The sequence below is a fragment of the Clostridium peptidivorans genome, from assembly GCF_900205925.1.
Lineage (GTDB): Bacteria > Bacillota > Clostridia > Clostridiales > Clostridiaceae > Clostridium_AK > Clostridium_AK peptidivorans.
In genome coordinates, this window is sequence record NZ_OAOD01000009.1 from 101,043 (window position 1) to 114,861 (window position 13,819).

Annotated in this window: 17 protein-coding genes; 14 read left to right on the plus strand and 3 right to left on the minus strand. The window is 31.2% G+C overall.

Going from position 1 to position 13,819, the window contains the following annotated elements; all coding sequences use genetic code 11:
• Positions 1-41: 41 nt before the first annotated feature.
• From CRN98_RS17725 to CRN98_RS09395, 4 genes are all read left to right on the plus strand, one after another.
• Complete coding sequence (locus CRN98_RS17725) at positions 42-188, plus strand: hypothetical protein (RefSeq protein ID WP_179632071.1); 147 nt, start codon at positions 42-44, stop codon at positions 186-188.
• A 328-nt stretch (positions 189-516) separates the two neighbouring features.
• Positions 517-765, plus strand: coding sequence for a hypothetical protein (locus CRN98_RS09385; RefSeq protein ID WP_097027167.1), 249 nt, complete (start codon positions 517-519; stop codon positions 763-765).
• A gap of 163 nt (positions 766-928) precedes the next feature.
• A complete protein-coding gene (locus tag CRN98_RS09390) occupies positions 929-1,294 on the plus strand; it encodes a hypothetical protein (protein ID WP_097027168.1) in 366 nt (121 codons plus the stop codon).
• A gap of 170 nt (positions 1,295-1,464) precedes the next feature.
• Complete coding sequence (locus CRN98_RS09395; RefSeq protein ID WP_097027200.1) at positions 1,465-2,169, plus strand: alpha/beta hydrolase; 705 nt, start codon at positions 1,465-1,467, stop codon at positions 2,167-2,169.
• Between the two features lie 150 nt (positions 2,170-2,319).
• On the opposite strand, the gene CRN98_RS09400 is transcribed toward CRN98_RS09395, so the two are convergent.
• Positions 2,320-2,883, minus strand: coding sequence for a GNAT family N-acetyltransferase (locus tag CRN98_RS09400; RefSeq protein WP_097027169.1), 564 nt, complete (start codon positions 2,881-2,883; stop codon positions 2,320-2,322).
• A 422-nt stretch (positions 2,884-3,305) separates the two neighbouring features.
• On the opposite strand from CRN98_RS09400, the gene CRN98_RS09405 reads away from it, so the two are divergent.
• From CRN98_RS09405 to CRN98_RS09420, 4 genes are all read left to right on the plus strand, one after another.
• A complete protein-coding gene (locus CRN98_RS09405; RefSeq protein ID WP_097027170.1) occupies positions 3,306-3,665 on the plus strand; it encodes a hypothetical protein in 360 nt (119 codons plus the stop codon).
• 117 nt (positions 3,666-3,782) lie between these two features.
• Positions 3,783-4,475, plus strand: coding sequence for a response regulator transcription factor (locus CRN98_RS09410; RefSeq protein ID WP_097027171.1), 693 nt, complete (start codon positions 3,783-3,785; stop codon positions 4,473-4,475).
• On the plus strand, positions 4,459-5,655 hold the full coding sequence (locus CRN98_RS09415) for a sensor histidine kinase (protein ID WP_179632073.1): 1,197 nt from the start codon (positions 4,459-4,461) through the stop codon (positions 5,653-5,655). Before CRN98_RS09410 ends, CRN98_RS09415 begins: the two co-directional genes overlap by 17 nt.
• 286 nt (positions 5,656-5,941) lie before the next feature.
• Positions 5,942-7,996, plus strand: a complete 2,055-nt coding sequence (locus CRN98_RS09420; RefSeq protein WP_179632075.1) for a cell wall-binding repeat-containing protein — start codon at positions 5,942-5,944, stop codon at positions 7,994-7,996.
• Positions 7,997-8,188: 192 nt separating this feature from the next.
• Here the strand turns inward: CRN98_RS09420 and CRN98_RS17730 are convergent, their stop codons facing one another.
• Positions 8,189-8,533, minus strand: coding sequence for a hypothetical protein (locus CRN98_RS17730; RefSeq protein ID WP_179632077.1), 345 nt, complete (start codon positions 8,531-8,533; stop codon positions 8,189-8,191).
• On the opposite strand from CRN98_RS17730, the gene CRN98_RS17735 reads away from it, so the two are divergent.
• Complete coding sequence (locus CRN98_RS17735) at positions 8,511-8,744, plus strand: hypothetical protein (RefSeq protein WP_179632079.1); 234 nt, start codon at positions 8,511-8,513, stop codon at positions 8,742-8,744. The genes CRN98_RS17730 and CRN98_RS17735 overlap by 23 nt on opposite strands.
• 93 nt (positions 8,745-8,837) lie before the next feature.
• Here the strand turns inward: CRN98_RS17735 and CRN98_RS09430 are convergent, their stop codons facing one another.
• A complete protein-coding gene (locus tag CRN98_RS09430; protein WP_097027174.1) occupies positions 8,838-10,295 on the minus strand; it encodes an NADP-dependent glyceraldehyde-3-phosphate dehydrogenase in 1,458 nt (485 codons plus the stop codon).
• A 332-nt stretch (positions 10,296-10,627) separates the two neighbouring features.
• Here CRN98_RS09430 and CRN98_RS09435 point away from each other — a divergent pair, with 332 nt between their 5' ends.
• From CRN98_RS09435 to CRN98_RS09455, 5 genes are all read left to right on the plus strand, one after another.
• The gene (locus CRN98_RS09435; protein ID WP_097027175.1) at positions 10,628-11,533 is read left to right on the plus strand and encodes an AEC family transporter; all 906 of its coding nucleotides are present in this window, start codon (positions 10,628-10,630) and stop codon (positions 11,531-11,533) included.
• A gap of 98 nt (positions 11,534-11,631) precedes the next feature.
• Positions 11,632-12,102, plus strand: coding sequence for a hypothetical protein (locus CRN98_RS09440; RefSeq protein ID WP_097027176.1), 471 nt, complete (start codon positions 11,632-11,634; stop codon positions 12,100-12,102).
• Positions 12,103-12,289: 187 nt separating this feature from the next.
• Positions 12,290-12,508 (plus strand): helix-turn-helix transcriptional regulator, encoded by a 219-nt coding sequence (locus CRN98_RS09445; RefSeq protein ID WP_097027177.1) that lies wholly within the window; start codon positions 12,290-12,292, stop codon positions 12,506-12,508.
• Positions 12,486-12,974 carry a DUF6773 family protein gene (locus CRN98_RS09450; RefSeq protein WP_097027178.1) on the plus strand — a complete coding sequence of 163 codons (489 nt, stop codon included), beginning with the start codon at positions 12,486-12,488 and terminating at the stop codon, positions 12,972-12,974. Before CRN98_RS09445 ends, CRN98_RS09450 begins: the two co-directional genes overlap by 23 nt.
• Before the next feature lie 281 nt (positions 12,975-13,255).
• A complete protein-coding gene (locus CRN98_RS09455; protein WP_097027179.1) occupies positions 13,256-13,444 on the plus strand; it encodes a hypothetical protein in 189 nt (62 codons plus the stop codon).
• The last annotated feature ends 375 nt before the right edge of the window (positions 13,445-13,819 follow it).

Here is a 13,819-nt window from a genome sequence, read left to right on the forward strand (position 1 = left end):
AAATGAATTTGATTACCATATAATAAAACGGAGGTGCTTATATGGGACTCGTAATCTTAACTGCAATATGGATTATAACTGGTATTCTTATTTCAAAATTGGCAGGATTAATAGGTTCAAAGGTCTTTAGAATCTCAGATATCTATAAATTTTTTCTAAAACATCTAAAGAAAGCAGAACATAAATAGCAGTCAGTATAGTCAACATTTTCTATAATGTTGGCTACAACTCTTAAATATGATTTAATACAGTTAAGTTCACATTCTTCATTACGCCGAAATTGTAAAAAAAGATAAAGAAGGTAGATGAGTAATATGATATGTAAAGAGTGTTATAGCGATAACCCAAGGGTAACACCTCTATTTATATATCTAAACAATACATTGAAAGTCCTAATGCTCAAATTCGTAAATTAAATAATCATGATAAATAAGTATATATTTGATTCTCATTTTTCTTATATAACGACATAGTTATATATTATAAAGTAAGGGTAATTAAAAGGAGATATGTGTATTGTTTTTATTTAATAAGGAAGATGTATATATTGGATATTCCTTAGAAGAACTATCAAAAGTAAGAGGAATTTTAGAAAAGGAAGGCATTAAATATATCTGCAAAGTCATAAATCATTCAGGCACAACAAGGGGCAAATTTAGAAGTCTTGGAATCAATATGAGATATGAAAAACAATATATTGTTTCTGTAAAGAAAAACGATTATGAGAAAGCAAAATATCTTGTTAATAGTGTTTTACATCCATAACGATAATGTTCACATAGACTAATTGATAAGCTCCTCATAGTTATACTATGGTGAAGGAGTTTAAGACAAGACAACCGATATTTGTATAAATTTTATTTAATTCATATTTTTTATGTAATTATAATTCATAAATATGTATAATAAGAATTTGAGGTGAAATGCTATGGACAAATATACAAGAGAAGAATTGGTAGAAGCGCTACGAGTTGTATCTTCAACTATCAGTAAATGTGAAAAAATGCAGCTAAAATTTGCGGAGGGGACCTCTCATCACACACTCCTTAAGAACAGGATAAAAGCAATGTATATTTCAAAATCATTAATAACAGATGAAAATATTATGGACAAATATACAAAAGAAGAATTGATAGAATCACTACGCCCCGTATCTTCAGTTATCAGCAAATGTGAAAAAGCACAGCTAAAATTTGCAGAGGGTACCTCTCATCACACCCGCTTTAAGAACATAATAAAAGCGATGTATATTTCAAAATCATTAATAACAGATGAAATTAGTAAAAGGAATTAATTTACAGTTATTGGTAAGGTTATAAATATAATGCGAAGCCCGACAAATTCTAATTTGCAGTTAACATACTTTATATAGAATTAGCTGAGAAAGGAGGATTTTATTATGATAAACAAGAAAAATAAAGAGCTTTTATGGAGGGTTTTGCCTCTATAAATTATGGAGGAAATATGTTTAAACATAAATTTAATATTAGTAATATTCCTGCAGTTTTGTGGGGAGAAAAGAGTGAAAAACTTTTTATTGCAGTACATGGAAATATGTCAAACAAGGAAGATGTTGTGATTCAAATTTTAGCTGAAGAAGCACTTAAAAAAGGTTATCAAGTATTAAGCTTTGATTTACCAGAGCATGGTGAAAGAAAAAGTGATAATACTCCTTGCAAAGTACAGTTTTGCGTTAGTGATTTATCTATAATTATGAACTATGCAAAAGAACATTGGAAAGAAGTGAGTTTGTTTGCATGTAGTGTAGGGGCTTATTTTAGTCTTTTAGCGTATCAAAATGATGTGTTGAGAAAGGCATTATTTTTATCACCAGTAGTTAATATGGAAAGAATTATCGAAAATATGATGATATGGTTTAATGTAACACCAGAGCGTTTACAAAAGGAAATGACTATAGAAACACCCATTGGTCAAAAGCTGTATTGGGATTACTTCTGTTATGTAAAGCAATATCCTATTAATACATGGAATACAGATACAGATATTATGTATGGAGCAAAGGATGAATTGTGTGAATTTGAAACTATTAATTATTTCGTTAAAAAATACTGTTGTGGATTAGAAATCATGGACGCAGGAGAACATTACTTTCACACAGAAGAACAGTTGAATGTATTCAAGCATTGGTTAAGAAAGCATATTAATTAACAAATTCCAATTTGTAGGCGAGCAGATTAACTTTACGGAAACAATTTTAAAATTAGACGAACTAAATAGTAAAGTGGACAACTTGATTTGTCCACTTTTATTATGCTCACATATCAACATTGGTTTAAAACAGAGCCAAAAATAAAAATATTATAAATCTGATCTTAAAAATGAATATAAATCTAAATCAATAATACCTTTTCCTGTCCAAATTATCCCTTGCCTTATGGTTCCTTCTTTTGTAAAGTGATTTCTTTTTAACACATTTTTTGATTTAATATTATTTGGCATAACATAGGCTTGTATTCTATTTACCTGGATGGTATTAAATAAATAATCAAGTAATGCCTTTACTGTTTTAGTGGCGATACCTTTTCCGAAGTAATCTTCGTTTAGAGTATATCCAATGGTTACCATGTTTACTTTTGCATCAAAATCAAATATTTCAGCAACTCCAATAATTCTTTTTAAATCTTCATTCAAACAAATTCCAAGAAAGATGGTTTTTCTCTTATTAAAATCTCTTTGGAAATGAGAAATCATATTTTCAACAGTAGATTTATTCTTTTTTGCTTCTGACGGCCTGTATTTGAATAAGTTTTTATTACTATATATTGAGTAAAGGTCATCCAAATCTGAGTTCTCAATCTTTCGCAGTGAAATTTCACTTGTTTCAATAAACGGAAATTCTGAAAATAAACTATTCTTTTGCATAATTGCCTCCATTTACTTGTATTTCAAATAAAATACTCATTATTTTTAATATGGGATATGTTTTACAATTCCTATCTATCATTTTTCACCTTAATAAATTTAGTTCTTTCGAAAACTCCTCCAGGCTTTAACCCGTTTTATGCTGTTATATCTGGATTTATTCCTTAATTATAATTTATTGACATACTAATTACAATACTATTTCCATTGTAGTGTATATAGTCTGTGTGAAGTAGATATATCACCTATAAACGTAGATTCAACTATACTTATGGGTAAGAAAAGGTAGTAGCTTGTTTCAATGAAAATGTACAGGTATAATTATAATAAAAACTAACTGTCTCCTAACTTTTGTTTTGCTATAATTTGAATATAGGTTGTGGCTTATATAATAATCAAACATGTATAGGAGGATTTTTATTATGAATCAAACAAAAAAAATTATAACAATGGGTATTTCAGCACTAGCATTGGTGGGAATGATGTCAGCGTCTAAAGGAGTATTTGCAGCAGGCAATGAAAATAACGATAATGTAAATAAAGCAAGTGTTGCAGGAAGTGTTCCATCAGTGGCAGCGGTTGCTGCAACAGATGCAGATATCAAGGCTGAGAAGCTAGAATTTGAAAAGATGCTAAAAAATGGAGAGTTAAAAGATGTAACTGAGTCGACTGCTGCAACAAGTGCAGATAACAAGGGTGAGGCAGCTGCTGAAGTAACTGAAGCAGCTAAGGTAACTGAAGCAGCTAAGACAACTGAAGCAACTGCTGTAACAGCTAAATAGAATTAGAATTAAAGTATTGAAAAGACGAGTAGTTAAATATAAAATAGTTTTAATGCAACAGCTATATTTGTGGCTGTTGCTATTTCTGTTATATTATATAAAGGGGTGAACTACAAGATGAAATTGCTTTTAGTTGAGGATGAAGAAGAGTTATCAGCCATCCTGTCAAAGGGTTTGAGAAAAAGCGGATATGCAATAGATAATGCTTATGATGGTGAAGAAGCATTATATCTTTATGAAGTCAATGAATATGATCTGATTATTCTGGATCTAAACCTGCCAAAGCTAGATGGACTAGAGGTCTTAAATGAAATACGAAAAAAGGATAGCTGTGTTAAAGTACTTATTTTATCTGCCCGTAGTGATATAGAAGATAGAGTAATAGGTTTAGATATGGGAGCCAATGATTATCTAATTAAACCATTTGATTTCAAGGAGCTAGAAGCACGTATACGTATGCTTTTAAGAATTTCCTTTACACAAAAGCCTGCAGTGCTGACATGTGATAATCTTAAAATAAACACTGTTTCCAAAACTGCTTATCTTTGCGAATCAGTGCTATCATTAACAAAAAAGGAATATGCAATATTAGAGTATTTTTTCTTTCATAAAGGTACAGTAATAACTTCGGAAGAGCTTATAGAGCACGTCTGGGATAGTGAGGCAGATTTGTTCTCCAACTCTTTAAAATATCATATTCATTCAATAAAAAAGAAAATAAATGAATTAAAAGATAATGTAGAATATATAAAAAATATTAGAGGACAGGGATATATTTTAATGGAGGATGATAATGAAATTTCTGAATAAGGTTTCTATTAGAATGAGAATTACATTGTTAACTGGGGCTATCCTGTTAGGGACATCCATTATTTTAACATTTTCCAGTATGTATAATGCACATGATACCTTTATGCCCTTGTACGAAAACAATTTAACCAATTCAGTTGAATCTGATAAATCTCCGCTGATACAAAATGAGGATATTAATAAGTTACAAGCGGGAGCAAGTGAATTCAAAAGCACAGCAGCTGCAGCAACTCCAGCTATTGAGGCTAAAATGCAGTTTGAATTATGGAGTTATATATATTTAATTATTTTCTCAGGTATTGGAATGATAGTAACTTATTTGGTTGCAGGCAGAGCACTGAGACCTTTAAAGGACTTAAATATTTCCGTTAGCAATATTAAAGACCATAATTTTAAAGAGAAAATACCAAATTTAGATGTAGATGATGAAATCAGCAGTTTGGCAAAGTCTTTTAATGCTATGTTGGATAGATTAAATGAATCATTTTTACATCAGAAACAGTTTTCTGCCAGAGTTGCTCATGAGCTAAAAACCCCCCTTTCAATTATGAATGCAGGTATACAAGTTCTTCAACTTGATAATAAGCCTACAATTGAAGACTATGAGGAAACAATAGAAATGACTGAACGTAATCTAAAACGTCTGATGAATATTGTAGACGATCTATTTATGCTGACAAATGAAAGTAACACAGATTTTGCAGATGAGATAGATTTAAAGCAATTATTTTTACAGATAGAGGCTGAGTTGCAGTCATTATATAACGAAAAAAATATTCATATTACCTATGAGTTAGAATTTGATAAAATTGAAGGAAATAAAACCCTTATATACAGAGCATTTTTTAATTTATTTGAGAACGCTATGAAATACAATATCACCAATGGAAAAATTTTAATCAAGACATTAGTAGAAAATAATATGAGAAAAGTTACTATTTATGATTCTGGAATAGGAATCCCATCAGAGGATATTAATAAAGTATTTGAACCCTTTTATAGAGTTGATCCGTCAAGATCACGGAAAATTGCTGGAGCAGGATTAGGCTTATCTATAGTGAAGTCAATCTTTGAAAAACACGGATGGAAAATAGAAGTAGAAAGTACAGTTGATGTTGAGACACGATTTATTGTTTCAGCAGCACGTCATGATTCTATTACAGGAATATATCATCCCTAATTGATATATTCCCCAGACTTTCGGCGGTAGCTGGTTAACCTAATTTTTAAAATGATATTTTGTTAGACCTTTTAGAAAATAATATTCTGTAAGGTCTTTTTGGCATACACTTTTTTAAATATCATAAAAATAATTAATTGCAAAACCATTTAACTGCTCCGCAGTGTTATTAAGAGTGATTATTCTTTATTAAGTCCCTGTTTATTACCAATTTTATGCACTTGTCGGAAAAAAGAAAATAAACTATAATAAAATAGCCATAAAATGCTAATAAAGGAGGACAAAAATGAGGAAAATAATGTTAAATGTTGTTTCGGCACTAACGTTGTCTTTATCTGTGCTTTTAACATTTCAAGTTAGTGCAGCAACACTAGAGGACAGGCTAGCAGGAAACAATAGGTATGAAACAGGAGCTGAAATTGTAAGCAAAGGGTGGACAACTTCCGACTATGCAGTAATAGCTAGTGGGGAAGGATTTGCAGATGCACTTTGTGCAGCACCATTAGCTAAAAAATATAATGCACCAATTTTACTTACTGGGAAAAATACTTTAGATCCAAATACAAAAAATCAATTAGAAAGACTTGAAGTGAAGAATGTACTTGTAGTAGGGGGCGCTGGGGTTGTATCAAATAATGTACTTTCTGAAATAGGAAAGATGGACATTGAAGTTACTAGAATAGCTGGTCAAAATAGATTTGAAACATCCCTGCAAGTAGCTAAAAATATAGGAGATACCAGAGGTGTAGTTGTAACTAATGGATTTGGATTTGCAGATGCTCTATCTATAGCTCCAGTTGCGGCACAAAAGGGAATGCCAATACTTCTTACTGATAAAGTTGATTTATCAGATCAGGTTAAAGGATTTTTATCAAATAAATCTTATGAAAAAAGTTACATAGTTGGAGGAAGTGGAGTTGTAAGTGATAAAATAGCTTCACAATTACATAGTGTTACAAGACTTGGTGGAAGCAGCAGATATGGAACTAATGCCGCAGTATTAAACCATTTTGCAAGTGAGTTTAGTTACGATAAGGTTTATGTTGCATCAGGGGCAAATTACCCGGATGCTTTATCTGGAAGTGCACTAGCAGCTTTAAGTGACTCTCCTCTAATTTTAGTAGGAACCTCTATTGATCCATTAGTAATGGCTTCAATAAGAGCTGAGCATGATACATATAATAATGTAATAATTTTAGGCGGCACTGCAGTAGTTTCTGATGCAGTGGCAAATAAAATTGTAAGTGGAAAAGAAGATTTAAAAGTTAGCTTTATAGATGTAGGACAAGCCGATAGTATATTAATTCAAACTCCGAACGGAAAAAATATGCTTATTGATGCTGGAAACAATGATGATGGAAGTAAAGTAGTTTCTTATTTAAAAAATATGGGGATTACTCAGCTTGATATCATTGCAGGTACTCATCCTCACGAAGATCATATTGGTGGATTGGATACAGTAATTAATATGTTTAAAGTAGGTAAGGTCTATATGCCTAAAGTAACTTCAACTACTCAAACTTTTCAAGATGTAGTTACAGCTATAAATAATAAAGGTATGACAATAACTACTCCTATACCTGGGGAATCTGTAGATTTAGATCCAGATGTAAACTTAGAAATACTAGCACCTAATGGGGACAGTTATGAAGATTTAAATAACTATTCTATAGTATTTAAACTTACTTATGGCAGTAAATCTTTCTTGTTTACAGGCGATGCTGAAGATGTATCTGAGAAGGAAATGTTAAACAGAGGATATGATTTAAAAGCAGATGTATTAAAAGTTGGACATCATGGCAGTAATTCATCAACCACCAGTGAGTTCTTATCAGCAGTATCACCAAAGTATGCTGTTATAAGCGTAGGAAAAGGTAATACTTATGGACATCCAACACAAACTACTTTGGATAAACTTAAAAATATTGGTGCAGCTGTTTATAGAACAGATGAATTAGGAACTATAGTGGCTACCTGTGATGGAAGTAATATAACTTTTAATACTAAGCCAGGAAGCTCCAATGATGGAGGCGTTGTTCCTCCTGTGACAACTAATAAAAATATACAAATAATAAGTGTAGATTTAGTTAAAGAAATAGTTACAATAAAGAATAATAGCACTAAAAATACAGACATGACAGGATGGAAGCTCGTAAGTGTAGAAGGAAACCAAACTTATAATTTTCCAAGGGGTTATATTTTAAAGGCCGGAGCTACTATAAGGATAGCTAGTGGAAATGCTACAGGGGATTTAAAGTGGACAGGAGCTTATATTTGGAACAATACTGGCGACCAAGCACGTTTATACGATAGTAACAATGCATTAATTTCTATCAAGTAAAAAAGAGCCCTAGGGATATGTTCTCTAGGGTTTAATCTGTTAGGTCATTTAGGATTTTCATATGTAGGCCTGATATATTTATTGTAAGAAGAAAATGGACAAAAGAAGAAATTGAAATTGCAAAGAATCTATCTTATATGTAACTATATTAACTATATTGAATATAATTTAATATAGTTAATAAAATTCTAATTAGGAAATAGTTACAAGGAGGAGTAAAATGTCTAATTCAAATAACTCAACAAATTTACAATGCTTCCTGATAACCTTTGAAGGACTTGGTCTGAATAATTTTGATCCTGTTCCTTCAATTAATGCAGGTTTTACAACAGCATCTTTCCCGGGCTGGGTTGCCCTTCTACCAATTAGTTCAGGTGGTACAGGCAATATAGCTAATTTACCTTCGCCAATAACAACAATTTTCTTTAAAGATGCGCCTGATACCCGCGAGATAACTTTTACTAACCCAATTGCATCCATTGACTTAAAATATGTTTCAACAGATACAGTCACAGTGAAAGCATTTGATGCATCCAATAATCTTCTTGCAACTGTATCAGCACCAGGAAACTTTAATGGTGTTGTTCTTGACAATTGGGAGCCTATTGAAATCAACCAATTTTCGAATATAATTTCCAGAATAACAATAACAGGGCCTATAAGCAATTTTGCTATAGACAATGTAAATATATGTATAGTTCAAGCCAGCAGAGGAATTCAATTGGAAGCTTTTCAGGAGATTTTATAAGATAAGTGTATTTTTAGATAAATTATTTAAAAACTAATTAAAATAATCAAGCTGCTGATAAACATGTTTTATCAGCAGCTTTACATTAAATATTTACTTATCTAAATTCATAACTATAGCCTTAGGTCTAGTCATAGCTTCAATGCTATATTTTATACCTTGAGTACCCATACCAGAAGATTTAACTCCTATAAATGGGAAATGGTCTGGTCCTCTTTCGGTTTTGCCGTTAATTTGAACAGAACCAACCTCTAGTTTTTTTGCTATATAGAAGGCATTGTTAATATCCTTTGTAAATACAGAAGATTGTAAACCATATTCCGATTTATTTGATATTTCTATGGCTTCATCCATATCTTTTACCCTTATTATTGGCACAACTGGACCAAAAGGTTCTTCCCATGCAAGCCTCATGTCTATAGTTACATTGTCAAATAGCGTTGGATAGATTAGATTCCCCTTTCTTTTATTTCCAGTAACTAAGGTTGCTCCTTTATTAATTGCATCATCAATTAATTCCTGAACGAAATCTGCAGATCTGCTATCTATTAAAGGTACAATAGTAGAGTTATCCTCTGGATTTCCAACCTTTAAATCCTCAATCTTAGTTTTTAATAAAGGAACTAATTTATCTGCTACTTCATTAGTGGCAAGTATTCTTTTAACAGCGGTACATCTCTGGCCAGAATAAGAATAGGCACCAGAGACAATATCAGATGCAGTTTGTTCTAAGTCAGCATCTTCAAGGACTATAGCAGCATCCTTTCCTCCAAGCTCCATAAGCAGCGGAACCATAGTAGAAATGCTGGCAATGTGTTTTCCTACCTCTGTACTACCAGTAAAGTTAATAAAATTAATCCCAGGATGTGTAAGTAGATAATCTCCTATTTCTGAGCCTCTTCCTGTTATTGTATTCATTACTCCTGGTGGAAGACCTGCCTCATTTAATACCTGTGCTAAGTATAAGGCACTAATACAACCTTGAGTTGGTGGTTTTAATATAACTGTGTTTCCTCCAATTAAAGCTGGTGCAATTTTCGACCCAGATAAATTAATTGGATAATTAAAAGGTGAAATTGCAAGAACTGTTCCAAGTGGTACTCTTATTACAATTGAAATTTTATTTTGTGTTCCACCTGGAAACTTATCACCCATAATTGATTCGCCTTCTAAATTTTTTCCTGCATCTGCAGTAAATCTAAAAAAATCAGCAGTTCTTTGCACCTCTGAAATAGATGATTTTCTATCCTTTGATATTTCATGTACTAATATTTCAGCTATTTCTTCTTTCTTTTTTTCTAATATGTCTGCTGCCTTATGAAGAATCTCAGCTCTTTCATTAATAGGAGTTTCAGCCCACTTTATTCCTGCTTCTTTAGAGTTTGCTATAGCTCTATCAACTTCTTCTTTGCCCATAGCCTGAACCTTTCCAACTAAGGAGCCGTCTACAGGAGATTTTATTTCAATTAACTTATTTGTTGAGTTTTCAACCCATTTACCATTGTAAAGATTTTTATAGATCATATCATTGCTAACAATCTTCTTGAACATATTGTCACCTCTTATTTTCACATAATTATTACACTTGATAGTTTAGTTGTTTTTAAAGACTTTGAACATAGCAGTAAGTAACTATCCTCTTAATGAATAGACACTTTTTCACTTAGTATAATTTATTATAATTGAGTGGAATTTATGTAAAATAAAGCAATAAAGCATAAGACAGATACTAAAGATATATGTTTATTTAAATGATGAATATGCTAAAATATAAATAAAAAGTTTCGGGACAAACATAAATGAGTTTATTGTGAATGGTTGTATGTAAAGTATAACTGTTTCTCTTAAATTATGGAGGTGGAATTGAGATTAGTTTATTATTAATGAAACAGATTGCCAAGCTCTTTTTAATTATGGCTATGGGATTCGTATTGGTGAAAACGCGTCTAATGAAAGTAGAAGAGAGCAAAAGCCTTTCAATGGTTGTTATTTATCTGATAATGCCATGTGTAATTATCAATGCTTTTCAAGTCGAATATACAGAAAGCATCCGAAATGGCTTGATTCTTGCTTTGGTGGCAGCAATATTGATTCATGTTGTACTGATAATTTTAGTAAAGGTACTTGAAAATATATTTCATTTGGATGCAGTTGAAAAAGCATCCATAATGTATTCAAATTCCGGAAATCTGATTATCCCGATTGTAACTTCTGTCTTGGGAAAGGAATGGGTTATTTATTCCAGTGCTTTCTTATCTGTACAGATAATTCTTCTCTGGACTCATGGCAGGATGGTACTCTGCGAAGAACGAAAAATGGATTTTAAAAAAATTCTTTTAAATATCAATATGATTACTATTTTCTTTGGGATTTTATTATTTGTTACAAGAATCCAACTGCCGGATATCATCACGGAAATCATGGAATCAGTAAGTGTTATGATTGGTCCTATTAGCATGGTTGTGACGGGAATGCTGATTGGAAATATGAGTTTCAAACAGATATTTACTTACAAGCGAATTTACATAGTTACTTTTCTTAAGATGATAATATGTCCCGTTATAATTCTGCTTCTACTTAAATATGGCGGAATGGCGAACTTATTATCGAATGGGAAGATGATTTTGCTTATCAGTCTGCTTGCAACAATCACGCCTTCAGCATCAACAGTTACGCAAATGGCTCAAATCTATGAAAAAAATGCAGAATATGCAAGTATTATAAATGTAGTTACAACTATTGTTTGTATTGTAACAATGCCAATTATGGTTTGGTTGTATCAGATATAAGGTATATTAGCTAAGTCACAATGTTCTTATTTTACGTACCAAGATTAATTTAAGATGAAATAACATACATAAGACTTCATAAGCAAAGGAGTTTTTTTATGGCACTTGAACATGAATTTTTTTTAATAACATATGATGAGTATTATGAAATGGGGTATGATGGATATTATTTTTCAAATGAAGATTTAAGTAATATCGTGTTAATTCATGATGATATAGTTCAATACATACAGGATACTTTGAATTGGATACCATCAATCAATCCAGCAATGAATTACAAAAAAGGATTTGGATTAAACAATTATGGAATTACATTGTTTGATAAAGAAGGAGCGGAAGTTATTTTAAAGTTAGCAAAGGCATGGGCTGAGTTATTTTTAAGTGGTCCACCTACTTTAAAACTTACTGGAAATTATGGTTTTACAGGAAACGATACGTATATGCCAGAAGGAAGCTATGAAATAATTGAAATATCTAGAGATAAGCTTGTTGAGAGTTTTAGAAAATTACAATTATTTTCAGAGAAGGTTATATCTAATAAATATCTTATACTTCATTATGGTATATAGGAGCTATAAGATCTAGCGAATAACTTTTACATTTTGTGTCGCAAGAGTATTTTAATGCGAAATATAGATTATTTATGTTTTATGTAGCAGACATAAAATTGTCTGCTATTATTTTGCAAATAAATGCAATATATACTTTACATTAAGAATGATATACAGTATACTATGTAATGTAGGGAGGTAGTATATGAAAAATAAACGTATGAAAATTGCTCGTATTGAATGTGATATGAAACAAGAGGATTTAGCAAAAGCAGTTGGTGTAACAAGGCAAACTATTGGTTTAATAGAAGCTGGTGATTATAATCCAACATTAAATCTTTGTATTGCAATATGTAAAGTACTTGGCAAAACATTAAATGAATTATTTTGGGAGGAAAAACATGAAAAAAAACTTAATACATGATGAGCGAGCTGTGGCTCAAAAACGTAAAATTGGCAGTGAAGCCTGCAATCTGTTGCTCGGTGGACTAATTATATCCCTACTTATTAAGCAATATGTTTTCAATATACCTTCTTCACAATATGCTACAGAACTTATATGCTTATTTGGAGCTTTCATATATATTGTAATTAGGAACATCATAGCAGGGAATGATTTGTATGAAACAAAAAACAACGGTAAAAAATCAGTTATAGTAAGTAGCCTTGTGGGTGGCTTAGCAACATGTGTAATTGCAGGAATCGCAAATTATGCAAGATATGGCGAGAAATATACAGACGGCTCATTATTTATGATAACTTTGGCAATTCTATTTGTTTCTGGAACAGTTGTAACCTTATTTATAGTCTCATCTATATATATACTTAATCAAAAGAGGCAGAAAAAAATTGCAGAAGAATTAGATAAAGAAGAAAGCGATGTAAAATAGAAATTAGGAGATTTAATTTGTAGTCATAGTAATGCGTATTCTTCTTATAAAACGAAACAAGGAAAGTCAGATGGCTCAAAAGCATATGATTATGCTAAATTAGAAAATATTTTAAATGCTGAAGTGTTCCATTTAAAAGTTTAAATTAGCTTATAATAGTAATAAATTGTGTATAAATTTTATTTGATTCATATTTTTTATGGAATTATAATTTATATTGAAGTAAAGAACAATTGTATTATAATACAAGCCAGATAAATATGAATTTGAGGTAAAATGCTATGGACAAATATACAAAAGAAGAATTGATAGAAGCGCTACGAGTTGTATCTTCAACTATCAGTAAATGTGAAAAAATGCAGCTAAAATTTGCGGAGGGTACCTCTCATCACACCCGCTTTAAGAACATAATAAAAGCGATGTATATTTCAAAATCATTAATAACAGATGAAATTAGTAAAAGAGGTTAATTTCCAGTTTTTCGGTGAAATTATGAGTATAATGCGAAGCCCGACAAATTCCAATTTGTAGAGCAGCAGATTCACTTTACAGGAACAATTTTAAAATTAGACGAACTAAATAGTAAAGTGGACAACTTGATTTGTTCACTTTTATTATGCTAATATATCAACATTGGTTTAAAACAGAGCCTATAATAAAAATGGTAGAGAAATACCTTGAGAATGGAAAATATGGCAACATCAAATGTTACCTTGTCGTGGTCATTTTATTATATCAAGTGATTTTGTACTTCTCTTTATAAGGATTTTATTACTGAAAATACACATAGATTATAACTATACTTCTTGTTTCACAACTAAAAAGTTAAGATACAATTTTCTTAA